The following is a 26,957-nucleotide window of genomic DNA, read 5'->3' on the forward strand; positions in this document are numbered from 1 at the left end:
GCCCGACCGCGCGGTCCCTAGAGGGCGCGGTACATGATGTGCAGGCCGACCAGCCCGTGCCGGGGGTGCTCGAAGGCGTCCGGCACCGTGCCCAGGATCGTGAAGCCGAGCGAGGTCCAGAGCTTGACGGCCGGGTTGGTCTCGACGACGGCGTTGAAGACCATGCCCCGGTACCCGTCGGCCTTCGCCGCGGCCAGGACGTGTTCGCCGAGGGCGCGGCCGACGCCGCGGCCGGCCCGGTCGGGGTCGACCATGAAGCCGGCGTTGGCGATACGGGCGGCGGGGCCGCCGTAGTTGGGGGTGACGTAGGCGGAGGCGACGATGGCTCCGGCGTCGTCCTGGACGACGTAGACGCGTTTCGCGGGGTTCATCCACAGGGCCCGGGCTTCGTCCTCGGGGGTGGCCGGGTCCCAGGCGTACGTCTCGCCGGCCGCGACGATGCGGTGCCAGAAGGGCCAGATGTGCGGCCAGTCGTCGGCGGTCGCTTCCCTGATCAGCATGGGCGTGAGTCTCGCACGCCCATGCGGCCGGCGCGTCCTGGGGTCCCCCTGCGGTGTTCTCAGTCCACGCTCGGCAGGATGTGGGGCTCGGCGAGGTCGTCCTCGTACCCCGCGAGGCGGATGGGGGCGGACCGGGCCCACACGTCGAGGATGCCGATCTCTCCGGGCCGGCGGGGTGCTCGTTCCGTGCGTTCCTTGGGGCGTTGATCGCGGTTCGTCTTCTCCGGTGTCACCGCGCACTCCTTATGTGTCGGGTCACCCTCGGGGCCCGCCGGAGGTCTGCCGTCCGGCACCCGGCGCCCGCTCGGGTCTGGTTCGAATGCAGTTCGGACGCGGTGGCGCCGGCAACTCGCGAGCAGGCCGTGGTGAACCGGCTTGTCCCGTTGACGGACGGTGGGTGTGGGTAGGGCCCCGTACTGCTGTCCGTCCCCTACAGATTAACCAAATGAGCGGGGGTGCGCTCTATGGGGCTGTAAACATCGGGTAATCATTGCTCGCCGCTGCGTGCACACACGCACCCATTACATCCCTGTTTGTCCGCTTGTGCACTGGTTGCTGCCCACCCCTTCGGTGGCCAGGGCCGCCCGCCCTTCGCATCCGGGAGGCGAAGGGGCGTTCAGTTGGCGTTGGCTGGGCCGCAAGCTCGCCATGGTCTGCTGCCGGACGGCGACGGCCGTCTCACGGGAGGACCGAGGCATGGAACTGCGCAGCGTCGAGGAGCTGATGGACCTGCTGTACGCCTGCCGGGGCGCACGGCTCACCTGCCCCGGCGGCGGAGCCGGCGACCTGCACGGCCACGCGCTGCGCACCGCGGCGCTGCTGCGCCGGGCCCGGCCCGCCGACAAGGAGCTCCAGGTGGCCGGCCTGGTGTGTCCGGTGGGCCGGCTGCTGTGGCCCGGAGATCCGGCGGGCGGTACGGCCGAGGCGGTACGGCCCCTGCTCGGCGCACGCGTCGCCCGCCTGCTGCGCCGCCACACCCAGGCGGCGGCCGCGCCCGACGACGACCTGCTCAGGCTGCGCCAGGCGGACGAGGAGGCCCGTACCGCGGTGTTCGACGCCGGTGTCCTGGAGGACTGGCGCACCGTGCTGGAGCTGGTGGCGGCGCGGAACTCGCGGCTGGGCGCCGTCGACTGAGCGGCCCCGGGTGTGCCCGAGATCGAGGTGGCCGCGCGGTGCCCCCCGACGGGGCGACAGGCCCAGGGGTGGGCCTGCATGGGATCGAACCACGAAGTACGCGTGACCGGCGCACCGGGCACCCCGGCGCTCGCACCCACCGTAGGACGCCGCCCGGCGAACGGGCCACCGGATTAGGGCCGTCGGCCCGCCGCTGCCGTCACCACTTGCCGGGCGCGTAGTCCTTGAGGAAGACGCCGTACAGATCCTCGCCCGCCTCGCCGCGCACGATCGGGTCGTAGACGCGGGCCGCGCCGTCGACCAGGTCGAGCGGGGCGTGGAAGCCCTCGTCGGCCAGGCGCAGCTTGTCGTAGTGGGGCCGCTCGTCGGTGATCCAGCCGGTGTCGACCGACGTCATCAGGATGCGGTCGGTGTCGAACATCTCCTTCGCGCTGGTCCGCGTCACCATGTTCATGGCCGCCTTGGCCGCGTTCGTGTTGGGGTGGCCCGCGCCCTTGTAGCCGCGGCCGAAGACGCCCTCCATCGCCGAGACGTTGACGACGTACGCACGCCCGGTGGACGCCCGCCGCGCGGCCTCGGCCATCACCGGCCGGAGCTTGCTGATGAGGATGAACGGCGCCGTGTAGTTGCACAGCTGGGTCTCCAGCAGCTCCACGGGGGAGATCTGGTCGATGGTCTGCACCCAGGTGTTGGTGTCGACGACGTCGGGGACCAGGCCGCCCGCGTCGATGGCGGTGCCCTCGCGGTGGCGGACCACGCTGGCGTTGCCGGCGACCAGGGCGAGGTCGGCCACGGCTTGCGCGTCGAGTCCGCTGACGCCGGCGGGCAGCGCGGCCAGCCCGTCGACCGAGCCGGAGCCGAAGGCGCCGATGACGTGGTGGGCGGGCAGCTCACCGGCCGGCAGCGGGGCGCTCTCCCCCTCGACGAGCGCGGCGTACGCGGACGGCAGGCGGCGCACGGTCTGGGTGGCGTTGTTGATCAGGATGTCGAGCGGTCCCTGCTCCGCGACCTGGTCGGCCAGGGCGACGGCCTGGGCGGGGTCGCGCAGGTCGATGCCGACGACCTCCAGGCGGTGGATCCAGTCCGCGGAGTCGTCCATGGCCGTGAAGCGGCGGATGGCGTCCTTGGGGAAGCGGGTCGTGATCGTGGTGTGGGCGCCGTCGCGCAGCAGCCTGAGCGCGATGTACATGCCGATCTTGGCCCGGCCGCCGGTGAGCAGCGCGCGCCTGCCGGTGAGGTCGGTGCGGGCGTCGCGGCGGGACCGGTTCTCGACGGCGCACTCCGGGCAGAGCTGGTGGTAGAAGTAGTCGACCTCGACGTACCGCTGCTTGCAGGTGTAGCAGGACCGGGGGCGCTGGAGTATCCCGGCGATCGTCCCCTCCTCGGTACGGGAGGAGGGCAGGATGCCTTCCGTCTCGTCGTCGATGCGCTGGGCGGACCCGGTGGCGGTGGCCTCGGTCACCGCCTTGTCGTGGGCGGTCTTCGCGGCCCGGCGCTCCTGGCGGCGGCGCTGCTTGACCGTCCGGTAGATGTGCGAGGTGGCCCGGCGGACCAGGACGGCGTCGGGGTGGTCGACCTCCAGCTTGTCGAGTTCCTCCAGCACGCTGAGGCAGACGGCGAGCCGCTCCGGGTCGATCCCGGGGCCGTACGCCACCTCGTCCGTGGTCGCCGAGCCGTCCTGTGTCACCGTCATCGCCGCAGCCGTTCCTTCGGTCACCGTCGCGGCGCTCCGAGACGCGTCCGCTTTCGAACGGGGGATTTTACGGAGCGCCGGGCGGTGCCGCCAAACCCGCGACGGTCAGGGACCGCAGGCAGTGATGAGTGTCTCCACCTCCTCGGTCACGGCCCGGGCCAGCCGGTCGAGGTCCGGTACCGCCTTCGCGTCGGCGACCAGGCCGTAGTGGACCCGTCCGCGGTACGTCGAGACCGCCACCGCCAGGGAGTGGCCGCGGGCCAGCGGCGCCAGCGGGTAGACCTCGTTGAGCGGATGGCCGCCGAGCCGCAGGCCGAGGCTGGGCAGGGGCACGCTGGTGACCAGGATGTCGAACCAGAGCCGGGCGGCCTGGCCGACCAGCGGGCCGCCGAGCCGGTGGCCGAGCGCCGGAACGTGGTCGGCGAGCAGGGCGACCGCTCCGGCTCCCCGCCCGGGTCCGGCGTCCTTGTTGCGGTCCATGGCGGCGCGCACCGAGCCCAGGCGGGACAGCGGGTCCGGGTCGCCGACCGGAAGCCGTATCAGGTAGCCCGAGAGCCGGTTCCCCGGTGGCTGGGCGGTGCGCGGGCGGCGCTGGGAGACGGGGATCAGGGCGCGGGGCGCCACTCCCTCGCTGCCGTCGCCGCGCTCGTCCAGCCAGCGGCGCAGGGCGCCGGCGACGACCGCGATCAGCACGTCGTTGACGGTGCCGCCGACGGTCTTGCGGACGACGTGGACGTCGTCGAGGTCGACGACCACTCCGGCGGTGCGGCGGGTGCCGGAGGGCTCGGCGGTGAGCGCGGCGGAGGAGCGCACGTCGAGGGTGGACAGGGCGACCGAGGCCCCGATGTCCAGGGCGCGGCCCGCGTCGGACAGGGCGCCGCGCAGCATCCCGGGCAGTCTGCGCACGTCCGGCAGGAGGCCGCGGCGGGGTTCCTCGGGGCGGGGGCGGGGCGCGGGCAGGTCCAGCGGGTCGAGGATGCCCGCGGCGAGTGTCAGTGCCCGCAGCCCGTCGGCCAGGGCGTGGTGGAACTTGAAGAGCACGGCGAAGGACACCCCGTCGGCCCCGGGCAGCACATGGGCCTCCCACGGCGGCCGGCCGCGTTCCAGCGGGCGTTCCATGAGGCGGCCGGCCCGCGCGTGGAAGTCCGTCGTCGGGGCGTGCAGGCGGATGTGGTTGAGGGGGTCGAACCCGGGATCCGGCTCGCGGGTCGCGCCGCCGAAGGAGAACGGCCGGCGCAGGGCGAGGGGCGGCTGCCACACGTCCCGGATCCGCATCCGCAGACCGGGCACGGCGGGCGCGCGGACCGCGAGGAGGTCGGCCGCGTGGGCCCCCGCGGTGGGTGAGTGGGCCGAGAAGACGCCGAGCGCGCCGAGGTGCATGGGGTGCTCGGGGGATTCGATGTTCCAGAACGCCAGGTCGAGGGGAGCGAGCAGATCGGAAGTCAAGGGCTTGCCTCGCAATGACGACGGGTGGACAAGCAGTCAATCGCCCTCCGCCGATTACGGTCAAGTACGATCAAGCTACGCACAGTTAACAGCAGATTAAAGTCCCGCTCTGTGAAAGCAGCGGGACTCATGGTGCACCTGTGGTTACGTCGGCGCTGGTGGCGGCGCCTGTGCCGTCACGCCCCACCCGGACGGCTGCGGGCCGACCGTGGACCCGGGGCGACCGGATGGGGCGGGGCCGGCGTGTCCGTGGGGCGCTCAGGCGGCCGGGCACCCCGCGGGAGCGGGCCGGGAGGCGTCGCGGATCAGTGCCTCGTGGGCGGCTCTCATCCGCTCGACGTCCGGCTTGAGGACCTTGCGGTCGTAGGTCGTCAGCCCGTTCAGCTCACCCTCGACGTCGGATATCTGGGTGTAGACGGCGCCGTTGCTTCCCCGGCAGACGAGCGCGCGCACCTCGTCGAGCTTGGCCAGGTAGTCGTCGGTGTACGTCGCCGGGTCCACGTCGACGTAACTCTGCTGCACGGACCAGGCGTGTCCGGGCACCGCGAGGCCGAGGCCGCCGTACTCGCCGCTGACCAGGGCGCGTTCGCCGTCCGGGTGGGGCGGCAGGGCCGGGCTCGGGTAGCCGTGCTCGTCCATGATGTCGCCGGCGCCCCCGTCGGCCCCGAGGTTCAGGCCGGACTGGTTGTTGACCAGGCGGCTCGGGTCCCAGGCCTTGGCCTGCTCGGCGACCCGGCCGATGTCGTACTGGCCCCAGCCCTCGTTGAAGGTGACCCACATGACGACCGACGGGCTGCTGATGTGCTCGTCGATCATCTCCTTCATCTCGCGCTCGTACTCCGCGCGGGCGTCGGCGCTCGGGTTCACCCCCGCGGTCATCGCGGGCATGTCCTGCCACACCAGCAGGCCCAGCCGGTCGGCCCAGTGGAACCAGCGGTCCGGTTCGACCTTGATGTGCTTGCGCACCGAGTTGAAGCCGAGCCTCTTGTGCAGCTTCAGGTCGTACGCCAGGGCCTCGTCGGTGGGCGCGGTGTGCAGGCCGTCGGGCCAGAAGCCCTGGTCGAGGGTGGCCATCAGGAACACGGGCTCGCCGTTGAGGAGCGTGCGCGGCACGCCGTTCACCTTCTCCACGGCGATCGACCGCATTCCGAAGTAGCTGTCGACGCGGTCGGCGCCGACGCTCACCTTCAGGTCGTACAGGAACGGGTCGTCGGGCGACCACAGGCGCGGGTCGTGGATCCGCAGGGTCAGCGGCTCGCCGGTGCGGCCGCTCGCCGTGGCCACCCTGCGCTGTCCGGCGTACGCGGTGGCCGTGATCCGTACGCCGTCGCGCACACCCTTCGGCTCGACGGTCAGCGTCGAGGCGTCGACGTCCGGGGTCAGCTTGAGGGAGTCGACGTGGTCGGGGGCGACCGGCTCCATCCAGACGGTCTGCCAGATGCCGGAGCTGGGCGTGTACCAGATGCCGCTCGGGTCCAGACGCTGTTTGCCCAGCGGTGGGTTCTCGCCGCTCGCCGCGTCGGTGGGGTCGTAGACGCCGACGATCAGTTCCTGGGTTCGGCCGGGCTTGAGCGCGTCCGTGATGTCGGCGCTGAACTTGTCGTACCCGCCCTTGTGCTCGGCGACCTCGACGCCGTTGACGTACACCTGCGACTGCCAGTCGACGGCGCCGAAGTTGAGCCTGAGCCGCTTGCCGGAGCCGATGTCCCAGTCGGCGGGGACGGTGAAGGTGCGGCGGTACCACATGCGGTCCTCGTGCCGCTGGATGCCGGAGAGCTGCGACTCCACCGGGTACGGGACGAGGATGCGCTCCCCCAGGTCGCGGCCCACCGGCGGCTGCTCGCCCGCTTCCGCGGCGGCGAACTGCCAGTGCCCGTTGAGGTTGCGCCATTCGTCACGCCTGAGCTGCGGACGCGGGTACTCCGGGAGGGCGTTGCGGGGTCCGACCTCGTCCGCCCACTCGGTGCGCAGCTCGTACGTGGAGCGGTTCGATCCGCTGGTCCAGAACGGCCCGACAACGTTGCCGCGGGCATCGGTGAGGCCGCCCTCGCCGTCGTAGCGGATGTCGGCGGTGCCGCGCGCGGTGCCGGTCCTGTTGCCGACGACCGGTTCGTCCAGGGCGACGAGGAGGGCGGTGGGATCGGCGGGGTCGGCCTTCGCCGTTCCCAGGGGCCACTCGGCGCCGCCGATGACCGCTTCGAGGTGGTCGGTGAAGCCGGCCGGGACCGCCGCGAGGGGCCGGGCGAAGCCGAGCCTGAGGGTGCGGCCGTCGGCGAGCACGGTGGCCTCGGTCGCCCCGTTGTAGTCGAAGCCCTCGGGCAGGCGGAACGCCGACTGCGGGACGGGCTCCTTGGTGCCGCCGGGCTCGGTCCAGCGCAGGTGGAGGTTGGAGCCTCCGTAGTGCTCGAAGTACTCCAGCTTGATGTCGTAGGCCCGGCCCGCCGTCAGTTCGACGGGCTCGGCGGTCTGTTCGCGGTCCCAGTCGTCGACCCAGTGGTCGATGGCGAGCTGCCCTCCGATCCACAGGCGGAAGCCGTTGTCGCCGGTGATCGAGAAGGTGTGCGGGCCGGTCTTCTCCGGCACCAGCCGCCCCGTCCAGCGGACGCTGACGTCGTCCGACTGTCCGGTGGCGAAGCTCAGGCGCGGTTCCAGGTTGTCGAAGTCGAGCTGCCGGTCGAAGCCGGTGGCCTTGAGTTCGTGGAAGTCGAAGGCGCCGGGGGCCGAGTGGGTGTAGTACTCGCCCTTCAGGCCGTGGACCTCCGCGGCGTCCTCGCCGGCCGCGCTCGCGGGCGGCGCCGCGGTGAGTCCCGCGATGCCGAGTGCCGCGGCGAGCAGCAGGGTGAGGCGGTCTCTGAGTCGTCTGATGCGCACGGATCCTCTCCTCCGAGGAAGGGTGGCGGCTCGTGCTCAGGCTCTGTACAACGTTGTCACACAACGGCAGTCGGCATGACAGCACGAATTCCGCTTCCCGTCCAGGGACATGACAACGGCCCCGGGGGAACCTCCCGTCCCGGGGCCGCCGCGGTCCTGTCGCGCTACGGCACCCGCTGTCCCTTGCCCAGGGCGATCACACCGTTCTTGGACACGGTGTACAGCTCGGCGTCCCGGTCCGGGTTGACGCCGATGGTCGCGCCCGGCGGCACCTCCACGTTCTTGTCCAGCACCGCCCCGCGCACGACCGCGCCCCGGCCCACGTGCACGTTGTCGTGCAGCACCGAGCCCTGCACCACCGCTCCGGGGTCGACCACCACGCCCGGCGACAGCACGGACCGCGTGACCTGCCCGCGCACGAGGCACCCCGCGCTGATGATCGACTCGCTCGCCATGCCGCCGGCGTTGAAACGGGCGGGCGAGAGCTGGTTGGAGTGGGTGTAGATGGGCCAGTCGCGGTTGTAGAGGTTGAAGGCGGGACGCTCGGCGATGAGGTCCATGTGGGCGTCGTAGTACGCGTCGAGGGTGCCGACGTCCCGCCAGTACCCCTGGTCGCGGGCCGTCTCGCCGGGGACGTGGTTGGCGCTGAAGTCGTACAGCTGGGCCTCGCGCCGGTCGGTCAGCCGGGGCAGGATGGAACCGCCCATGTCGTGCACGGAGTCCGGGTCCTCGGCGTCGCGGTGCAGGGCCTCGACGAGGGCCTTGGTGGTGAAGACGTAGTTGCCCATCGAGGCGAAGACGCGCTCGGGGTCGCCGGGCAGCCCGGGAGGGTCGGCCGGCTTCTCCAGGAAGCTCGTGACGGTCTGGCCGTCGGACCCGGGGCCGATCACGCCGAACGACGACGACTCGGCGCGCGGCACGCGGATTCCGGCCACGGTCACGCCGGCGCCGGACTCGATGTGCTGGGCGAGCATCTGGCGCGGGTCCATCCGGTACACGTGGTCGGCGCCGAACACCGCGACGTACTCGGGCTGTTCGTCGTGCACGAGGTTCAGCGACTGCAGGATCGCGTCGGCGCTGCCCAGGAACCAGCGCGGGCCCAGGCGCTGCTGGGCGGGGACGGGCGTGACGTAGTTGCCGAGCAGGCTGGACATCCGCCACGTGGTGGTGATGTGCCGGTCCAGCGAGTGCGACTTGTACTGGGTCAGCACGCAGATCCGCAGGATGTCGCCGTTGACCAGGTTGGACAGCACGAAGTCGACGAGCCGGTACGTGCCGCCGAAGGTGACCGCGGGTTTGGCCCGGTCCGCGGTCAGGGGCATCAGACGCTTGCCCTCCCCGCCCGCCAGCACGATCCCGAGCACCGAAGGACCACCACGACGCATGGCCGCTCCCCTCACCCTCGTTCACCCTCGGCCGCCCCGGGCGGGACGGCCTACGCCTGCTTGAGGACCTCCTCGTAGAGGCGGACCGTGCGGCGGGCGACCGTGTCCCAGCCGAACTCGCCCACCGCGCGCTCCCGGCCCGCCTCCCCCATCCGCCGGGCGGCCTCCGGGTCGCCGAGGACGGTGTCCAGCGCCCGCGCGAGCCCCGCCTCGAAGTCGTCGTCCAGGGGCACGAGAAGGCCGGTGCGGCCGTCCTCGACGACCTCCGGGATGCCGCCGACCCGGGAGGCCACGACGGGCGTGCCGCAGGCCATCGCCTCCAGGTTGACGATGCCCAGGGGCTCGTAGACCGAGGGGCAGACGAAGGCGGCGGCGTGGGTCAGCAGCTGGACCACCTCCGGGCGCGGCAGCATGCGCGGGATCCAGTGCACACCCTCGCGGGCCCGGCTCAGCTCCCGGAACAGGTCGCGGAACTCCCGGTCGATCTCGGGGGTGTCCGGCGCGCCCGCGCACAGCACGACCTGTGCCGCCGGGTCGATGTCCCGCACGGCGCGCAGCAGATGGGGCACGCCCTTCTGGCGGGTGATGCGGCCGACGAACAGGACGTACGGGCGGGAGCGGTCCAGTCCGATCCGGTCCAGGACGTCGGTGCGGTGGTCGGGCCGGTACAGGCTCGTGTCGATGCCGTTGTGCACGACGTGGACGCGGCCCGGCTCCAGCGCCGGGTAGCAGCCGAGGATGTCCTCGCGCATGGCGCCGGAGACGGCGATCACCGCGTCGGCGGCCTCGATCGCGGTGCGTTCGGCCCAGCTCGACAGGGCGTAGCCGCCGCCGAGTTGCTCGGCCTTCCAGGGGCGCAGCGGCTCCAGGGAGTGGGCGGTCATCACATGCGGGACGCCGTGGAGCAGTTTGGCGAGGTGACCGCCGAGGTTGGTGTACCAGGTGTGGGAGTGGACCAGTTCGCAGTCCTGGAGGCCGGCGGCCATGGCGAGGTCCACGGAGAAGGTGCGCAGGGCGTCGTTGGCGCCGTCGAGCGCCGTCCAGGAGCGGTGGCGCAGCACACCGTCGCCGCGGCCCTCGCCCCAGGCGTGCACGTCCAGGTCGACGAGCCGGGCGAGTTCCCGGGCGAGGAACTCGACGTGGACGCCCGCGCCGCCGTAGACGTCCGGCGGGAACTCCCGGGTCAGCAGTCCCACACGCACCCGGAACCTCCCCGTTTCGGCGGCTGGTTCCCTCATGGTCACCCAGACGGGGCGCGCGGGGAAGAGCGCGGGGGCGGGGGAAACCGCGGCGGGTGCCGGAAGCAGCAGTCCCCGCAGACTCCGCCGCCGGGCACGCGGTAGTACAGGCAGCAGCTGCGGCGCCGGAAGGCGGTGCCGGTGAGGGTGCCGGCGCCGGCGAGCAGGGGGTGGGCGAGCAGGCCGGCGGTCAGGGAGCGGGTGCGGGCGGCGGCCCGGGTGCGGCCGTGGCGGCCGGCCCAGCGGTCCACTTCCCGGGCCGCGCCGACCAGCGCGGAGGCCGCGTTCCCTCGCAACAGCCCGGCCGCGACCCGGTACCGGGCGCGCAGTGCCCCGGCCAGCGGCAGGAGGTGGGCGTGCAGGACGGTGTCCGCGACCGTCGCGGTGTCCGCCGGCCGTGGGCGCAGCTCGGCGAGCCACAGGTCGTCGGGGGCGGAGCCGTCCGGGTCCCAGTGCAGCAGACGCGGGTCGAGGTCGGGGACGGCGCCGTACACGGCGGCGCAGCCGAGCGTCACCGACCACAGCCGGGCCGCGAGCCCCTGGTGGGCGACGGAGGCGGCGATCCGCGGCTCGGGCGCGCGGAGGGCGGCTTCGACCTTGCGGACCCGGAAGGCCAGGGGGTCGTCGTGAACATCCGGTGGCCGGTCCCCGTACACCTGTGAGAGCGTGGGAAGCCGCCGGGGCGGCGGTCCCGGCGGCCGCAGGACGAAGAAGCCGCCGAGCGGGCGGAGGGCGGCGAGGCCGTCGGCGAAGTCCGGGTCGGGGTGCACGGAGCAGTAGTACCAAGTCCCCTAGGGGACCCCACCAGAGGGTCGCCGCCCGGTGCAGCCCACCCTGGGGATGAGGGGGCCCCTGTCGTACTCCATCGGCAGTATGACCCAATGAGTGCTCAGGGACGACGACGGGAAGCCCCCGGGACGGCATCGTGTTGTCCATGGAAGACGACCGTTCGCCGCGCCGGGCCCGAGGGCCTCGCCTCACGCAGAGGAGCTGCCGATGAGCGCCCTCGCGTTGTCCGTGCTGCTGTCGCTCGTCTCCGCCGTGGCGTACGCGGGCGGGGCGATCGTGCAGGAGCGGGTCGCGGCGTCCTCACCCGGTGCCAAGTACGCCCCGCTGCGCCGGCCGAGCTGGTGGGCGGCGGTGGCTCTCAACGGCCTCGGCGGTCTCCTCCACGTCGTGGCGCTCGCCTACGGCCCGCTGAGCCTCGTGCAGCCACTGGGTGCGCTGACCATCGTGTTCGCGCTGCCCATGGCGGCGCTCTTCGTCGGCCGCCGGGCCGGCGCGACGGCCTGGCGGGGCGCGATCATGGCGACGGTCGGCCTCGCGGGACTGCTGTCCCTGGTCGGCGCCTCCGACGCGCAGTCCCTGGACACGGCGCAGCGCGTGTCGGTGGCCCTCGTCACGGCGGGCGCGGTCGTGGCACTGATGATCGCGGGCCGGGCCGCGCACCGGCACCCGGCGGTGCGCAGCATGCTGCTCGCGACCGCGTCCGGCATCGCCTTCGGCATGTCCTCGGTGTTCACCAAGACGGTGGCGGTCGACTGGACGGGCGGGGTGTCGGGCGCCGACCTGCCCTCCCTGGCCGTGATCGGCGTCCTGGCCACGGCGGGCATGCTGCTGTCGCAGGCCTCGTACCGGGGCGCCGGTCTGGCCGCGCCGCTGGCCACGCTGACGGTCGTGAACCCGGTGGTGGCGGCCGCGGTCGGCATCACGATGTTCGGAGAGACCTTCCGCTACGGCACGACCGGCACCGCGCTCGCCCTGAGCTGCGGTGTGCTGGCCGCGGGCGGACTGATCCTGCTGACGACGGAGCGCATCGCGCGCACGGAGCGGGAGTCCGGCGCGACCGGGGAGACCGAGGTGTCCGGGGTGGCCGCCGCGCAGCCGGTGGCCGCGGAGTTGGCGTCCGCGGGGCCGGCGGCCGCGGGACCGGCGGCAGGCTCCGACGAGTCGGTGCCGGCCGGGGTGGCCACGCTCGCGGGGCTGCCCGAGCCGGTACCGGCCGAGGGCGTTCTGCTCGCCCGGGTGCCGGAGCAGCCGGGCGCCGCGCTTGCGGACAAGGTGCTGGTGCCGGCGCCGGAGTCCTCTTCCGGGGAGACGTACGAGAGCCGGGAGGCCGCGGAGCCCGCCGGTCCGGCCGGTCCACTGCTCGTCTACGGCCCTTTCTACGGCGCTCCTTGCATTCCGTTGTCCGCCCTGGAGCGGCGCCGGGTGCGGATCGGCTCCTGACGCCGCCGAGGAGGATCGAGGAGGATCAGAGCCTGACGCCGCCGGCCCTCAGATAGGCCACCGGGTCGACGTCCGAACCGAAACCGGGCCCCGTCCGCACCTCGAAGTGCAGATGCGGGCCCGTACTGTTGCCGGTGGACCCCGAGCGGCCGATGCGCTGGCCGGCACCGACGCTCTGTCCGTCCTTCACGGTGATCGCCGACAGGTGGGCGTACTGGGAGTAGCGGCCGTCGTTGTGCCGGATCACCACCTGGTACCCGTAGGAGCCCTCCCAGCCGGCGCTGACAACACGGCCGGCCGCGACGGACTTGACGGACGTACCGGTGGGTACGGGGAAGTCGACGCCGGTGTGGTAGCCCTTCGACCAGGAGGAGCCCGCCTGGTGGTAGGGCGTGCCCGTGGGTGCGTCGACGGGGGCCACGAAGGCGCGATGGGTCGTGGCCTTCTGCTGGGCAGTGTCCTTGGTGCTGCTGTCCTTGGTGCTCTTCTTGGCGTTGTCCCTGGTGCTGCTTTCCTTGGCGGTCTTGGGGGACGTCTTCGCCGGCTGCCCGGACTCTTTCCGCTTCGTCGGCGCCCGCTCGGGCGTCCGGGTCCCGCTGCGGGAGGCCGCGGCGGCTCCCTCGCCGCGCAGTGCCAGCCGCTGGCCCGGCAGGATCAGGTCGGGGTCGGCTCCGATCTCGGCGCGGTTGGCGGTGTACAGCCGCTGCCAGCCGCCCCGGACCTGCTGGGCGTCGGCGATGCCGGAGAGCGTGTCGCCGGTGACCACGGTGTACATCCGGGCCTTGCCGGCCCGGGACTGCGGGGTGGTCTGGGGCCGCACGTCCTCGGCGGAGGCGGACCTTCCGGCGGACTTCCCGTCGGTGGCGGACTTCCCGCCGGTGGCGGCGGACTTCCCGGTGGTCGTGGCGGACTTCCCGGCCGCCCGCTGCGGGCCCATCTCCCGTCCCGCGTCACCGGCCGGGCGGATGTCGGGGGCGTCGCCGCCCCGGGTCAGTCCGGCCCGCCCCGAGCAGACCGGCCAGGCGCCGGGCCCCTGCCCGTCGAGGACCTTCTCGGCGACCGCGATCTGCTGGTCCCTGGTGGCCAGGTCCGCGCGCGGCGCGTACCGCGTGCCGCCGAACGCCTCCCAGGTGGACTGGGTGAACTGCAGTCCGCCGTAGTAGCCGTTGCCGGTGTTGATGTCCCAGTCGTTGCTCGACTCGCAGGCGGCGACCTTTTCCCAGGTGTCCACGTCGGCCGCCTGGGCGGTGCCGGTGCCGATGAGTGGGAGCGCCATTCCGGCACCGCTCGCGGTGACGGTAAGGGAGGCGCGGTTGATCCTGTTCGGCTGATACCGGCGGTGCCGGCCGCGTACGGCCATGAATCCCCCTCGACATTGCGTCAGGAGGGGCAAAAGTAAGCGCTGCGAACTGGCCGGGACAAGACGGCTATCGGCCGGTTGTCCACCCAAGTGGCCGGGAACCGGCACTCGTTGGCCGGAACGGGTGGCCGTCCGCTGAGGCGCCGGCCCCTTCCGCCGCGTACTGGATTCCGCCGGGCCAGGAAGTGCGGCGCGCGTACCGGCACGTCAGCATGGTCGGACGGCGGCAAAGGCCATACTGGCGGGGCACCACCGGCACCACAGACACCAATCGCACCATCGGCACCATCGGCACCACAGACACCTAGGTCACCAGGGAGCCAACCCAATGAGTACTACAGCCCAGATCGGCGTCACGGGTCTCGCGGTCATGGGCCGCAATCTGGCCCGCAACTTCGCCCGCAACGGCTACACGGTCGCGGTGCACAACCGGACCGTTTCGCGCACGCACGCGCTGGTGGAGGAGTTCGGGAACGAGGGCGACTTCATCGCGGCCGAGACCGCGAAGGACTTCGTGGCGGCGCTGGAGCGCCCGCGGCGCCTGGTCGTGATGGTGAAGGCCGGCGAGCCGACCGACGCGGTGATCGAGGAGTTCGCCCCGCTGCTGGAGCCGGGCGACATGATCATCGACGGGGGCAACGCGCACTTCGCGGACACCCGGCGCCGGGAGCGCGACCTGCGCGAGCGGGGCATCCACTTCGTGGGCACCGGCATCTCCGGCGGCGAGGAGGGCGCCCTGCACGGGCCGAGCATCATGCCGGGCGGCTCGACGGAGTCGTACGACTCGCTCGGCCCGATGCTGGAGAAGATCTCCGCGAAGGCGAAGGACGGCGCGCCCTGCGTCACCCATGTGGGACCGGACGGCGCCGGCCACTTCGTGAAGATGGTGCACAACGGCATCGAGTACGCCGACATGCAGCTGATCGGCGAGGCGTACCAGCTGCTGCGCGATGTCGCCGGGTACTCCCCCGCCCAGATCGCCGAGATCTTCCGCACCTGGAACACCGGCCGCCTGGACTCGTACCTGATCGAGATCACGGCGGAAGTGCTGTCGCACGTGGACGCGGCGACGGGCAAGCCGTTCGTGGACGTGGTGGTCGACCAGGCCGAGCAGAAGGGCACGGGCCGCTGGACGGTGCAGATCGCCCTCGACCTGGGTGTGCCGGTGTCCGGCATCGCGGAGGCGGTCTTCGCCCGCTCCCTGTCCGGGCACGCGGCGCTGCGCGAGGCCTCGCGCGGGCTGGCCGGTCCGAAGGCCGCACCGCTGGGCGAGTCGGAGGCCGGTGCCTTCGCCGACCGGGTGGAGCAGGCGCTGTACGCGTCCAAGATCGTGTCCTACACGCAGGGCTTCCACGAGATCGCGGCGGGCAGCGCGGAGTACGGCTGGGACATCGACCTGGGCGCGGTCTCCTCGATCTGGCGCGGCGGCTGCATCATCCGCGCCGCGTTCCTGGACCGCATCCGCGCCGCGTACGACGCCCGGCCCGACCTGCCGAGCCTGCTGTCGGACGAGACGTTCGCGCAGGAGATCGCGGACGCCCAGGACGACTGGCGCGAGGTGCTGATCGCCGCGACCCGGCAGGGCGTGCCGACACCCGGCTTCGCCGCGGCCCTCGCCTACTACGACGCCCTGCGCGCCGAGCGGCTGCCGGCCGCGCTGACGCAGGGGCAGCGGGACTTCTTCGGGGCGCACACGTACCGGCGGACGGACCGGGAGGGGTCGTTCCACACGCTGTGGGGCGGGGACCGCTCGGAGGTCACGGCGTAGCCGCCGTCCGTGCGCCCGGGGTTCGGGCGGCACCGCACGGCCCATGACGCACGGCCCATGACGCGGGGCCCGGGCGTAGGAGCCCGGGCGTAAGGGAGCGGTGGGCGACCGGTATGCGGCCGCCCACCGCTCCGCTGCGCGGGACCGGTGCCGTGCGTCTCAGGTGAGCGGCGGCCCCGGTTCCGGGTTCGGCACCGGCTCCGGTCCCGGCGGGATCGGGGACGGCGAGGGCTCGGGGGGACCGGGATGCGGAGGCGCGGGCGGCGTCGGCCCTGGGCCCGGGGGCGGCGGGGTCGGTCCGGGACCCGGGGGCGGCGGAGGGGTCGGCTGCGGGCCGGGGCCCGGAGGCGGCGGAGGGGTCGGGGTCGGGCCCGGAGGCGGCTCGGGAGGCTGGACCGGATCCGGGTACGGCGGCTGCGGATGCTGGGGGTCCGGGCCGGGGGTGGGGCCCGGGGGAACGGGATCCGGGTACGGGTTGGTCATGGCGGTGTCCTCCGGCCAGTCGGTCGACTTGGGCTCTGGACTTGTCCCCCGCCTACCCGACGACCGCCTGCGCACTCACTCCCCCGCATGAAGGGCGGGGACCAGGTGGCCCAGGTGACCCAGGTGGCAGCAGCCCGGCCAACGGGGCTCTTGCGGACGGGCCCCGCACGGACGGACCCGGGCCGGTAGTGGCCGACGCAGGCCAGGGCACAGCCCGCTGCGGCCGGTACGGGTGTCGGCACGCACCGGCAGTCGGCCGACAAAGAGCCGCATACAAGCGGCACGGCCGACGCGGGTCGACGCAAGCCGACACGCCTGTACGTAGCCGCACATGGCGGCCGGTACGGGCCGGTGCGAGTCGGCAGGGCAGGCACGGGCGGGGCGGGCTATCGGAAGCGCGCCGCCTCCGCGCCGGCCGCCAGCCCCGAGGCGGGACTGGCCAGCACCGGGACCGTGGCCCGCGTCAGTTGTCCGGCGGGCGCCATGGACGCCTGGGCCAGGACGATCGTGTCCGCGGCGGCGACCGAGTCTGCCGCGGCAGCTACCAGACGCAGGTAGCCCTCCAGGTCCCCGGCCTCGAACCGGCGCCAGGCGCCGTCGACCAGGCGTGTCCGCACCTCGACGGGACGTCCGGCGCGCCGGGCCTCCTCGTCGATCAGTGCCACCGTCGGCGTGAGCGTGCTCTCCAGGGCGGCGAGGACGACGACCCGCGGACCGGCGGCGACCGCGGCGGCGGCCATCGGCCGGTCGACGCGCAGCACCGGCACCCCGACTCCGCCGACGCCGGCGGCCGCCTCGGCGACACCACCGATCGTCGAACACGTGCACAGCACGGCCCGCGCGCCGTCGGCGACCGCGCCCCGCAGCACGGCCCGCACCGAGCCTGTCACCGCCTCGGTCCCCTCTCGCCGAGCCCGGTCCAGCAGCTCGGCGTGCACGAGGTGCCTCAGCTCCAGACCCGGGTGGTCTTCGTCGCGCAGCGCGTCGAAGACCGGGACGTGGACGGGTGAGGTGTGCAGCAGGGCCAGCACGCGCGCGGCCCTCGTCAGAACCGGTCGGGATGCGCCCGGAGCCACTCCTCGGCCGCGCGCAGCAGCTCGGGGTCCGCCGCGGGGGCCTCGTCAGGGTGGCGTTGGGCCCAGCTGACGACGTACGGGCACAGCGGGGCCACGGCGACGCCCTCGCGCCGCGCGGCGTCGTACAGCTCACGCGCCAGGGAGCCCGCGATGCCCTTGCCCTCGTGGGCCGGCTCGACGATCGTGTGCACGGGGACGACGGCCCGCTCGGGGGCTTCCAGCACGAAGTACTCGATGCGGCCGACGACCTCGTCGCCGTCGACCGCCTCCAGGCGGCCGGCCGCCCGGTCGTCGCGGATCTCGATGTCGCTCACGGGCACGCTCCTCGTGCGAACGGGGTCAGGCCGACACGGCCTGCGGGCTGCGTTCCTGGTCCGAGCCCGGTACCGGCTCGGAAGGGTCGGCACCCAGGGCGACGATGCGGTTGTCGGCGTCCACGTGCACGACCCGGGGCCGCAGCGACCGCGCCTCGGCGTCGGTGACCTGAGCGTAGCTGATGATGATCACCAGGTCCCCGGGGTGGACGAGATGAGCGGCGGCGCCGTTGATCCCGATCACACCGGACCCCCGCTCGCCCTCGATGACGTAGGTCTCCAGCCGTGCGCCGTTGGTGATGTCGACGATGTGCACGAGCTCGCCCGGCAGCAGGTCGGCGGCGTCCAGCAGATCGGCGTCGATGGTCACGGAGCCGACGTAGTGCAGGTCGGCCTGGGTGACGGTGGCGCGATGGATCTTGGACTTGAACATGGTACGCAACATCGGGGCACTCCCACAGGTAGGCTCCCTGCCTACGTTTTTGCAGGTCAAGGGCTGTTTCCACACCCTACAACGAGTCGCACGTCCGGGCAGCTTTCCCCAGGTTCTTCAGGACTCATGCTGACCACTTGCTGACTCTTCTGACGCCCCGTCAGGTGACTGGAGGAAGGCTTCGCCCGCTCTCCCGTCCCCCCTGCGACGACGGTTCAAGCCTACGCAGCACCCCCTCAAGGGCATCCGTGATGACCGTCACTCGGGCGGCCTGGAGGGTCCGGTCAACGGGATGTGCACGTAGGACAGCGCCGAAGTCCTGGCGCAGCTGTGCCCGGCGCAGCAGCTCCTGCGAGTGACCTTGGCAGGAAAGCAGCAGGTCAGACATGCCTTTGAGTCCCGGATGAGAGCCGCCGGGCGCCCAGAGCGTCAAATAGGAGTCTCACGCCGGTGCGCCCAGTGCGTACGAGAGTCCCCCCGTCACTGTCGCCCGGGGACGGAGCCACCTACTTTGATCATCTTGGACTCGAGGGCATGGGGGTGCTGGCCGTGCAACGGGGGCTACCTAGAGCATTCTCGACTACGAGGAGCCTCGCGTGTGGCTTCATATGGACCGAGACGATGGCCACGTCCCATGATGAGGGACGGCGGTCGAGACGTGCGGGACGCGCGGGAGCTGTCCGCCCTCCGCGTGGCGGGCGGCGACCCGCTGTTCCGTCCGTCCCCTCACTGCTTCTCGCCGTGACGTCCCGCAAGGACCAGGACGGCGTGGTCTCCTCGCGGAGTTTCGGCAGTCAGGACCAGGGAGGCCACCTCGGGCGCCTTCGGCGCGGTGTAGCGCAGCGAGATCTTCTCAACGGGAGGGAGCAGGTCCGGCAGACCTGCCGTCGGTGAGGCGGTCGCGGGCAGCAGGGCGGCGAGCACCTTGCCGAGCGGGATGCCGTCCTCGAAGGACGATGTCGCGGTCAGGCCCATCGATTCCGGGTCCTTGTCCGCCTCCAGTTCGAACTGCAGCAACGGCTCTTCCGCTTCCACACGGCCGAGGGCGAAGGAGCCCTTGACCGTGACCTCGGTCGTGCGGTCCTTGGTGGTGCCGTCCTTGGCGGCGCCCTCCTTCGCGGTGGTGGCCCCCTCGGTGGTGTCCCCCTCGGTGGTGTCCTTCTTGGCGGTGCCGTCATTGATGGCGATCTTCATGTCGAGTCCGACCTGGGTCCGGACATCGGCAGTCAGGGGGAACTCGGCGAGCGCCTTCGCCTCGAACCTTCGTCTGGAGTCGGTGGACTCGACGGTGAAACTGAGTTCCTGCAAGGTCAGCCCGGCCAAGGAGGCGGGCAGACCGCTGCCCATGGTCTGCTCGGCCAAGGTGCTGATGTCGCTGAAGGCGATGCTCTCGGCCTTCGCGCTCAGGTTCCAGCTCTTGGGGTCCTGGCATTCCTCCGTCCTCGCCTCGATTTCCGTACTGCCCACGGTGAGTTTGCCCTCCAGCGTGCGCTCGTCCTTCTGCGCGGAGGCGAGGAAGAGGACCGGCTGCCTTCTTCTTCGCGATCCGGAGCTGTCTTGGGGAGACCGCCGCCGCGACGTTGCCCGTCCGCTCGTACTCACAGTCGATGCCGTGCCGGTCGATCAGCTTCTCGGTGAAATCGACGGCTTCCTCGGCGAGGCGGACGAGACCGTGAAAGCGGCGGGGATGCAGGGCGCTCAGGAGCTGCGGGTCACCGCCCGGCACGCTACCCAGCTGGCCGGCGTTGCGCGAGCTCGCCCCGCGTCCGGGTTCGTGCCGAGGACTGGGTGCCTTCCCGCCATCCGTCCGTCGCGGAAGCCCGCACCGAGCTACGTACAAGCCTTCCGGGCAAGGTGCCGGGCGCCGCAGCGGGCCCCTGTCACGGATGCAGGCCAGCAAGGCCGGACACCCTCCGGCCCGATGCTGGCCACTTGCTGACTCGGAGACGCCATCACTTCGCGGAACGTGTCAGGACCGATGCTGACGCAACGCTGTCAGGGAGGGGAAGCGTGAACCGACACCAGCAGCGCCCGCCCGCCGAGGGTGAAGCGCGAGCCCCGCGGCGGAGCCGACTGCACCGCCTGATGCGCTACGTCCCCCTGGTCGCCCCCGTCCTGCTGTGGGCCGTGCCGTGCTGGGTGCTCCTGCGCACGAGCCGGCACTGGCCGCTGCCCGTCACGCTGGTCGGCACAGTTGTGTTCACCCTCGGCCTCGTCGGTATGCCGCTCGCGATGGCGCGCGGCCACGGGCGGCGCCAGCAGGACCGGGCGGCGATCGTCGGTGACACGTTGCTGGGCACCAGCTGGGTCCTGTTCACCTGGTCCGTTCTGCCCGGTGTCTTCTTGCGGCTCGTCCTGACCGTGGCCGGCATCGCCGAGGGTCAGGACCGGGCCTCCACACCAGCCGCGGCGCCGGCTTCCGGGGGCCGCCGTTCCGCGTCTTCGCCACGTGATGGTTGAACCCCGGATCCGGCGGCGGGGCAGGTGCTGGCCGGATCCGGGGTGGCATGGGCCCCCTGGTGGGAGGGTTACTTGACGGCCCCTGCGGTGACGCCGCGGGTGAGGGAGCGCTGGAAGATGAGGAAGAAGACGACCATGGGGATGACGCCGAGGAGGGCGGCGGCGCTCATGGCGGTGGGGTCGCTGGTGTACTGGCCCTGCATGACGGACAGGCCGAGGGGGACGGTCTGGTTGTCGTTGGAGATCAGCAGGACGAGAGGGTAGAGGAACTCGTTCCAGCTCCAGACGAAGAAGAACACGCACATCACCGACAGGGTGGGCCAGCTCATGGGCAGGATGATGCGCCACAGGATGGTCCAGCGGCCGGCGCCGTCGAGGGAGGCCGCCTCGATGAGCTCGCGGGGGAAGCTGCTGAAGACGGAGGACAGCAGGTAGGTACCGAAGGCGCTGTAGGTGATGCCGACGAGGATGGTGTAGCCGAGCTTTCCGTCGTACAGGCCCGTCTCCTTGAACAGGTAGTAGATGGGGTAGACCAGTCCTTCCTGTGGCAGGACGTTGACGCCGAGGAAGAAGACGAGGAAGGCGGTGCGCCAGCGGACGCGGCCGATGCCGATGGCGTAGGCGTTGAAGAGGGCGAGGACGACGGCGATGAGGACGACGCCGAGGCTGATCTGGATGCTGTTGATGAGTTTCTGGGTGAAGTCGACGCGTTCCCAGACGTCGCCGATGATGTCCCAGTTCCAGCGTTCGGGCCAGGACAGTGACCCGTTGGTCCGGTAGTCCGCGCTGGTCTTGAAGGAGTTGAGCAGGATGATCGCGAACGGGGCGAGGAAGGCCAGGACGAAGACGGTGACCGCGGCGACCACGGCGTAGGAGCCTGCGCCGCGCCTGCCGGGTGCCCTGTTCTTCCGCCGGCGGGTGGGGGCGGAAGGGCCGGGGGTGTGTGTCTTCTCGGGGCGGGACGTGACGGGGGTGGTGGTGTCGGTGGTCATGATCATCCGTCCTCGCGGGCCTGGCGGGTGAGCATGGTTCCGGCGATGACCAGCACGAGCAGGGTGATGGTGCTGGAGATCGCGGATCCGTAGCCGACGTCGGCGCGTTCGAAGAAGTTCTGGTAGGCGAAGTAGGCGGGGACGAGGGTGGAGTTTCCGGGGCCGCCGCCGGTGAGGACGAAGATCTGGGCGAAGACCTTCAGGCCGGCGATGGTGGTGGTGACGAGGACGACGTAGACCTCGGGCCGCAGGATGGGCACGGTGATGCGGGTGAAGCGCTGCCACCAGGAGGCGCCGTCGAGTGAGGCGGCCTCGTAGAGTTCGGGGTCGATGCGCTGCAGGCCGGACATGAAGAGGACGAGCGGGTAGCCGAGCTGCATCCAGACGAGGACGCCGAGGACGACCCAGAGGGCGAGGCCGGGGTCGCCGAGCCAGTTCTCGGCGAGGGAGCCGAGGCCGATGGTGTCCAGGACGCTGTTGACGGCGCCTTCGGGGGCGAGGATCCAGCCCCACATCAGGCCGGTGACGGCGACGGGGATGACCTGGGGCAGGTAGAGGCCGGATCGGAAGATGCCGACGATCCCGTCGCCGTGCTTCTTGCCGATGTAGTCGAACAGCAGCGCGGCCAGGAACAGGCCGAGCAGGGTGGGCACGACGGCGATGCCGATGATGACGAAGGCGATGTTGCGGAAGGAGGCCCAGAAGTCGGCGTCCTGGAAGAGGCGTGTGTAGTTGTCCAGGCCGATGAAGGTGGGGTCGCCGATGCCCTGCCACGCCGTCAGGCTGTAGTAGAAGGTCATCACCAGCGGGACGACGAGGAAGAGCAGACTCAGCAGCAGGCCCGGCGCGAGGAAGACGGCATAGCCCGTGGACCGCGGGTGACGTGTGGTTTTCACTGTTGCTCCTGGTTGGGCGGGACGGCTGTCGCGGCGGGCCGGGCAGCCGTCCCCGGAACGCGTGGTTACCGGCCGGCGGTGCGATGAGGCGACGGCCGGGGCGAGAACGTCACGGCCTGGTCGCGACGTACTTCTCGTAGGGGGCCGCCAGCTCGTCGAGGACGGAGTCGTCCTTGCCGCCGTTCATGAGGTTCTGCGTGGCGGCGACCCAGGTGTCGTAGTAGCCGGCGACGGGCCAGTCGGGGTAGAAGGCCAGGCCGTCGTTCTCCTGGGTCTGCGCGAAGGCTTCGGTGAGCTGGCGGGACTTGGGGTTGGTGACATCGGCCGGCTTGGCGGCGAGCGGGACGTTGCCCTCCTCATCGATCAGCTTCTGGATCTTGTCGGACATCGTGATGTCGATGAAGTCCTCGGCGAGCTCCTTGTTCTTGGCCCTGGTGGGGATGACCCAGTTGTTGCCGCCGGAACCGAGGGTCCTCTCGCTGCCCGGGTAGGCGGCGGTGGACCACTGGAAGTTCTTGATGTCAGTGGTCAGGCTGCCGAACCACCAGTTGCCGCCGACCATGATGGGCCGTTTCTGCGAGACGAACTGCTCGACCATGTCACTGCCCTTGAGGCCGACGTCCTTCTTGTCGAAGTAGCCCTTGTCGAGCCACTCCTGGTACTTGTCGACGGCGTAGGTCATCTCGGGGCCGTGGAAGTCGACCTTGCCCACGTAGCGCTGGTAGTTGTCGACCCAGGTGTTGTTCGCCTTGGACAGGGCGAGCAGGTAGAGCCAGTGGCCGGCGGGGTGGTCGTTGCCGGCGTTGGCGAGCGGGGTGATGCCGGCGGCCTTGAACTTCGCGAGCGCGGCCTCGAAGCTCTTGAAGTCGGTGGGCTTGTCGACGTTGTACTTCTTGAACAGGTCGTCGTTGTAGTAGGTGAGGACGAATTCGCCGTAGTTGGGTATGCCGTACCACTTGTCGCCGCCCATCTCGCCCTTGTCGTTGTAGCGGGCGGTGACGGAGGCGCTGTCGCTGATCTTCCTGTCCCAGCCGTGTTCCTTCACGAGGGGGGTGAGGTCGGTGAGCAGGCCCTGCTTGGCGAGCTGTCCGGTGGTGGCGTTGCCCTTGTTGTACTCCATGACGTCGGGCGCCTTGTCGGAGTTGAGGATCATGCCGGCGTTCTGCTGGATCTGCTCGAACGTCTTGCGCTCGAAGACGACCTTGACGTCAGGGTGGGTCCTCTTGAATTCGGCGATGGCCGCGTCCCATGCCTTGCTCAGGGCCCCGTCTTCCTGCTCGTAGTGCCACAGGCGCAGGGTCTTGCCGTCGCCCTCGGCGGTGTCGGAGCCGCCGCAGGCGGTCAGTGGTGCCAGCAGGGCCAGGGCGGTGACCGCGAGGAGGAGCGGCCTTCTGCGAAGGGCGGACGGGGTGCGCGGGATGTTCATGGCTGTTCCTTGGTGTGCGTCGTTGCGACAAGGGCGGGCGGTGTCAGCGAGTGGTGCGGCGGCGGTGGACGCGGGCTTCCCACGGCTGCAGGGTGTGCGGCGTGGTGAGCGAGGCGGTGGCGGGAACGTTGGCGATCAGGGTTTCGCTGTGCTCCCAGCCGTCGGGCAGGTCGACGGTGAGGTCGGTGTCGCTGAAGTTGGCCAGGACGAGCAGTTCGGTGCCCCGGTCCGCGTCGTGGCGGGTGAAGGCGTAGAGCTGTTCGTGGTCGGGGTGGAGCATGTGGAAGTCACCGTGGGTGAGGGCGGGCTCGGTGTGCCGCAGGGCGATCAGGCGACGGTAGTAGTGGAAGACGGAGTCGGGGTCGGCCAGCTGAGCTTTGGCGTTGACCTCGGTGTGGTCGGGGTTGACCGCGATCCACGGCGTGCCGGCGGTGAAGCCGGCGTGTTCGGTGGCGTCCCACTGCATGGGGGTGCGGGCGTTGTCCCGGCTGCGGTGCCGCAGCCCGTCGAGGACCTGCTGTTCGTCGGCGCCGAGGGCCAGCTGATCACGGTGGTGGTTGAGGGACTCGATGTCCCGGAAGTCGTCGATGACGGCGAAGGGCGCGTTGGCCATGGCGAGTTCCTCGCCCTGGTAGACGTACGGGGTGCCGCGGTGCAGGTGCAGGACGGTGGCGAGCAGCTTCGCCGAGCGGTAGCGGTAGGAGGGCGAGTCGTCGCCGAAGCGGGAGACCACCCGCGGCTGATCGTGGTTGTTCCAGTACAGGCTGTTCCAGCCGGTCTCGCCCAGGCCGGTCTGCCAGCGGCCGAGGCTGGCCTTGAGGTCGGTCAGCTTCATGGGCCGGACGTCGAACTTCCCGCCGGGGCCCTGGTCGAGGCCGACGTGCTCGAACTGGAAGACCATGTCGAGTTCGCGGCGGGCGGGGTCGGTGAAGAGCTTGGCCTCCTCGACGGTGACGCCGGGCATCTCGCCGACGGTCAGCAGGCGCCGCGGGTGGCCGGCGAAGACCTCGCGGTGCATCTCGGCGAGGTAGTCATGGATCCGGGGCCCGCACACGTAGTGCGGGCTTCCGTCGCCGTAGCGGGCGCCTTCGGCGACGATGCCGTCGGGCAGGGCCGGGTCCTTGGAGATCAGGTTGATGACGTCCATGCGGAAGCCGTCCACCCCGCGGTCCAGCCACCAGCGCATCATCGCGTACACGGCCTGGCGGACATCGGGGTTGTCCCAGTTCAGGTCGGGCTGCTTGCGGGAGAACGTGTGCAGGTAGTACTCGCCGCCGGCGATGTCGTACGTCCAGGCGGGACCGGAGAACCACGACTCCCAGTTGTTCGGTTCCGCTCCCGCCGTTCCGGGCTCCATGCCCTCACGGGCGGGACGCCAGATGTACCAGTCGCGCTTCGGGCCGCCAGGGCCGCCGTCTCGGGAGGCGGTGAACCAGGGGTGCTCGTCGCTGGTGTGGTTCACGACCAGGTCCATCACCAGCTTCATGCCGCGCTCGTGTACGGAGTCCAGGAGCCGGTCGAAGTCGGCGAGCGTCCCGAACAGCGGGTCGATGTCCTGGTAGTCGCTGATGTCGTAGCCGTTGTCGTCGTGCGGTGAGGGGTAGACCGGGGAAAGCCACAGCACGTCCACGCCGAGCTCGGAGAGGTAGTCCAGGCGCTCGGTGATCCCCTGAAGGTCTCCTATGCCGTCCGCGTTCGAGTCGGCGAAGGAGCGCGGATAGATCTGGTAGACGACCGCCTTGCTCCACCAGGAATCGGCGGGGCCGGCTACGTTTTCGGGCACGTCAAACCTCATCGTGTGTGATCGGCTACTTGAAGTGAAGAGGGAGGGGAAGGGAGGGCCGTGGTGACGGTCGGCGGCGGCAATGGGTCAGGAGATGGCCGCGCCCACCGCGTCACGGATGACGAGGCAGGCCGCGCCTCGCGCCCACAGGTCGTGGCGGACAGGGTCGACGTGGATGTCGCAGTCACGGGCAGCCGTGGAGAACGCGTGCGCCTCCAGCGCCTGTGAGGCCGCCGGGCCGAAGAGGTCGTGGGCGACCGCTCCTTCTCCGGCAATGATGATCTTCTGCAGGTTCAGCAGGTTGCACATGCCGGCCAGTCCCCGCCCGAGGGCCGCTCCTGCTTCGGCGAACGCGGAGCGGGCGACCGTCTGGGCGGACCCGCCTCCGGGCGAGCGGGCGAGGTCGATGGCTTCGGAGATCGTGGTGCAGGGGATGCCCGCGTCCTGCAGGTGGCGCAGGACAGCCCGGTCCCCGGCGAGGGCCTCCAGGCAGCCTCGGCGGCCGCAGCTGCACATCGGGCCCGCGGGGTCGAGGGGCAGGTGGCCGAGTTCTCCGGCCAGGCCGGTGGCGCCGGAGAACAGGGCTCCATCGAGAAGAAGGCCGCAGCCGATGCCGGGTCCGACGGTGACGACGGCGAACGAGTCGACGTCGCGCCCCTGCCCGAACCAACGTTCTGCGACGACAAGGGTGTTGACGTCGTTGTTGACGACGACCGGCAGACCGGTCGCTTCACGCAGCGGACCGGCCACGTCGACCTTGTCCCAGTCGAGCAGGGCCGAGTAGCGGCAGATACCGGCGCCCGAGTCGACGTGACCGCTGACCCCGACCCCCAGCCCCAGTACCCTGTCCGCCGCCTCGGGCGCCTCGGAAAGGAGCCTGCTGGTCAGGGCTGCAGCGGCGGACAGGGCAGTCTCAGGCCTGCAGTCGGCGATCGGTTCCTCGGCGCGGGCCAGGACATTGGCCGCCATGTCGGTGACCACCCCGGACACCTGCGCGGGACCGATCTTCGTGCCGACGACGATGTGCTTGTCCGGATTGACGTGGAGCATCTTCTGCGGCCGGCCCCGCCCCTGCGGAGCGGCGTCCGATTCGCGCAGGTAGTCGTGCTCCAGGAGCGGGGGAAGCATCCGGGTCACGCTCGAGGGGACGAGACCCAGGCGCTGCGCGAGCTGGGTACGCGAGATGGGACCCGCGGTGAGGACGGTCGCGAAGATCTCCGCCCGGGTCTGCTCACCGACAAGCTCCGAAAAACGGATCTTGGACGGGCTCATCACGCGCGCCTCCAAAGGTGTAGTCGGTCAAGGGCTGGTCTGTCCGGTCCGCTTCCATCGAACCCGATGCGGTGCGTGCCGTCGCTCATGACGCCGAAACCGTGGCACGACCAGCGGCAGGGAGATCACCGTGCTCCCCTCCCGCCTCGCTCCGGGCGCCGGTCCGGTGGCGCCGGCCGGCTGGGCATGACGGGAGTC

The 26,957-nt window shown here is 71.4% G+C and carries 21 protein-coding genes and 2 pseudogenes; 4 read left to right on the forward strand and 19 right to left on the reverse strand.

Annotated features, from left to right (window positions below):
* Positions 1–17 precede the first annotated feature (17 nt).
* Together H0H10_RS07005 and H0H10_RS07010 are read right to left on the reverse strand one after the other, a co-directional pair.
* Complete coding sequence (locus tag H0H10_RS07005; protein WP_188179971.1) at positions 18–500, reverse strand: GNAT family N-acetyltransferase; 483 nt, start codon at positions 498–500, stop codon at positions 18–20.
* A 59-nt stretch (positions 501–559) separates the two neighbouring features.
* Positions 560–733: a hypothetical protein gene (locus H0H10_RS07010; protein ID WP_188179972.1), complete on the reverse strand. Its 174-nt coding sequence runs from the start codon at positions 731–733 to the stop codon at positions 560–562.
* 463 nt (positions 734–1,196) lie between these two features.
* On the opposite strand from H0H10_RS07010, the gene H0H10_RS07015 reads away from it, so the two are divergent.
* Entirely contained in the window at positions 1,197–1,634 is a 438-nt protein-coding gene (locus H0H10_RS07015) for a hypothetical protein (protein ID WP_188179973.1), read from the forward strand.
* Between the two features lie 199 nt (positions 1,635–1,833).
* Here the strand turns inward: H0H10_RS07015 and H0H10_RS07020 are convergent, their stop codons facing one another.
* The 6 genes from H0H10_RS07020 to H0H10_RS07045 form a co-directional block, all read right to left on the reverse strand.
* Positions 1,834–3,327: an SDR family NAD(P)-dependent oxidoreductase gene (locus H0H10_RS07020; protein WP_188179974.1), complete on the reverse strand. Its 1,494-nt coding sequence runs from the start codon at positions 3,325–3,327 to the stop codon at positions 1,834–1,836.
* Between the two features lie 105 nt (positions 3,328–3,432).
* On the reverse strand, positions 3,433–4,773 hold the full coding sequence (locus tag H0H10_RS07025; RefSeq protein ID WP_188179975.1) for a wax ester/triacylglycerol synthase family O-acyltransferase: 1,341 nt from the start codon (positions 4,771–4,773) through the stop codon (positions 3,433–3,435).
* A 258-nt stretch (positions 4,774–5,031) separates the two neighbouring features.
* A complete protein-coding gene (locus H0H10_RS07030) occupies positions 5,032–7,644 on the reverse strand; it encodes a PA14 domain-containing protein (protein ID WP_188179976.1) in 2,613 nt (870 codons plus the stop codon).
* A 164-nt stretch (positions 7,645–7,808) separates the two neighbouring features.
* Positions 7,809–9,029 (reverse strand): glucose-1-phosphate adenylyltransferase, encoded by a 1,221-nt coding sequence (glgC, locus tag H0H10_RS07035; protein WP_188179977.1) that lies wholly within the window; start codon positions 9,027–9,029, stop codon positions 7,809–7,811.
* A 50-nt stretch (positions 9,030–9,079) separates the two neighbouring features.
* Positions 9,080–10,231, reverse strand: coding sequence for a glycogen synthase (gene glgA, locus H0H10_RS07040; protein ID WP_188179978.1), 1,152 nt, complete (start codon positions 10,229–10,231; stop codon positions 9,080–9,082).
* A 38-nt stretch (positions 10,232–10,269) separates the two neighbouring features.
* A complete protein-coding gene (locus tag H0H10_RS07045; protein ID WP_188179979.1) occupies positions 10,270–11,037 on the reverse strand; it encodes a (2Fe-2S)-binding protein in 768 nt (255 codons plus the stop codon).
* A 226-nt stretch (positions 11,038–11,263) separates the two neighbouring features.
* On the opposite strand from H0H10_RS07045, the gene H0H10_RS07050 reads away from it, so the two are divergent.
* The gene (locus tag H0H10_RS07050) at positions 11,264–12,496 is read left to right on the forward strand and encodes a DMT family transporter (RefSeq protein WP_188179980.1); all 1,233 of its coding nucleotides are present in this window, start codon (positions 11,264–11,266) and stop codon (positions 12,494–12,496) included.
* A 25-nt stretch (positions 12,497–12,521) separates the two neighbouring features.
* Here H0H10_RS07050 and H0H10_RS07055 read toward each other — a convergent pair whose 3' ends face one another.
* Positions 12,522–13,856, reverse strand: a complete 1,335-nt coding sequence (locus tag H0H10_RS07055; protein WP_188179981.1) for a transglycosylase family protein — start codon at positions 13,854–13,856, stop codon at positions 12,522–12,524.
* Positions 13,857–14,184: 328 nt separating this feature from the next.
* On the opposite strand from H0H10_RS07055, the gene gnd reads away from it, so the two are divergent.
* A complete protein-coding gene (gnd, locus tag H0H10_RS07060) occupies positions 14,185–15,624 on the forward strand; it encodes an NADP-dependent phosphogluconate dehydrogenase (protein WP_188179982.1) in 1,440 nt (479 codons plus the stop codon).
* A gap of 869 nt (positions 15,625–16,493) precedes the next feature.
* Here gnd and H0H10_RS07065 read toward each other — a convergent pair.
* The 5 genes and pseudogenes from H0H10_RS07065 to H0H10_RS41170 form a co-directional block, all read right to left on the reverse strand.
* A complete protein-coding gene (locus H0H10_RS07065; RefSeq protein WP_188179983.1) occupies positions 16,494–17,138 on the reverse strand; it encodes an aspartate/glutamate racemase family protein in 645 nt (214 codons plus the stop codon).
* Positions 17,139–17,152: 14 nt separating this feature from the next.
* Positions 17,153–17,497 carry a GNAT family N-acetyltransferase gene (locus H0H10_RS07070; RefSeq protein ID WP_309141738.1) on the reverse strand — a complete coding sequence of 115 codons (345 nt, stop codon included), beginning with the start codon at positions 17,495–17,497 and terminating at the stop codon, positions 17,153–17,155.
* A gap of 25 nt (positions 17,498–17,522) precedes the next feature.
* On the reverse strand, positions 17,523–17,942 hold the full coding sequence (panD, locus tag H0H10_RS07075) for an aspartate 1-decarboxylase (RefSeq protein WP_188179985.1): 420 nt from the start codon (positions 17,940–17,942) through the stop codon (positions 17,523–17,525).
* A 714-nt stretch (positions 17,943–18,656) separates the two neighbouring features.
* Positions 18,657–19,397 carry a hypothetical protein gene (locus H0H10_RS40490; protein ID WP_262506237.1) on the reverse strand — a complete coding sequence of 247 codons (741 nt, stop codon included), beginning with the start codon at positions 19,395–19,397 and terminating at the stop codon, positions 18,657–18,659.
* A 52-nt stretch (positions 19,398–19,449) separates the two neighbouring features.
* Positions 19,450–19,830 (reverse strand): annotated as a pseudogene (locus H0H10_RS41170) (FAD-dependent oxidoreductase); the annotation flags it as partial.
* Positions 19,831–20,015: 185 nt separating this feature from the next.
* On the opposite strand from H0H10_RS41170, the pseudogene H0H10_RS07090 reads away from it, so the two are divergent.
* Positions 20,016–20,324, forward strand: a pseudogene (locus H0H10_RS07090) (metallophosphoesterase); the annotation flags it as partial.
* Between the two features lie 134 nt (positions 20,325–20,458).
* On the opposite strand, the gene H0H10_RS07095 reads toward H0H10_RS07090, so the two are convergent.
* The 5 genes from H0H10_RS07095 to H0H10_RS07115 all read right to left on the reverse strand — a co-directional run bounded on the left by H0H10_RS07095 (position 20,459) and on the right by H0H10_RS07115 (position 26,759).
* A complete protein-coding gene (locus H0H10_RS07095; RefSeq protein ID WP_188179988.1) occupies positions 20,459–21,382 on the reverse strand; it encodes a carbohydrate ABC transporter permease in 924 nt (307 codons plus the stop codon).
* A 2-nt stretch (positions 21,383–21,384) separates the two neighbouring features.
* Positions 21,385–22,278 (reverse strand): carbohydrate ABC transporter permease, encoded by an 894-nt coding sequence (locus H0H10_RS07100; RefSeq protein ID WP_309141739.1) that lies wholly within the window; start codon positions 22,276–22,278, stop codon positions 21,385–21,387.
* A gap of 109 nt (positions 22,279–22,387) precedes the next feature.
* Positions 22,388–23,704 (reverse strand): ABC transporter substrate-binding protein, encoded by a 1,317-nt coding sequence (locus H0H10_RS07105; RefSeq protein WP_188179989.1) that lies wholly within the window; start codon positions 23,702–23,704, stop codon positions 22,388–22,390.
* A 43-nt stretch (positions 23,705–23,747) separates the two neighbouring features.
* The gene (locus tag H0H10_RS07110) at positions 23,748–25,487 is read right to left on the reverse strand and encodes an alpha-glucosidase (RefSeq protein WP_309141740.1); all 1,740 of its coding nucleotides are present in this window, start codon (positions 25,485–25,487) and stop codon (positions 23,748–23,750) included.
* An 87-nt stretch (positions 25,488–25,574) separates the two neighbouring features.
* The gene (locus H0H10_RS07115) at positions 25,575–26,759 is read right to left on the reverse strand and encodes an ROK family transcriptional regulator (protein WP_188179991.1); all 1,185 of its coding nucleotides are present in this window, start codon (positions 26,757–26,759) and stop codon (positions 25,575–25,577) included.
* Positions 26,760–26,957 lie beyond the last annotated feature (198 nt).

The organism is Streptomyces griseicoloratus (assembly GCF_014534645.1).
In the GTDB taxonomy this organism is placed as follows: domain Bacteria; phylum Actinomycetota; class Actinomycetes; order Streptomycetales; family Streptomycetaceae; genus Streptomyces; species Streptomyces griseicoloratus.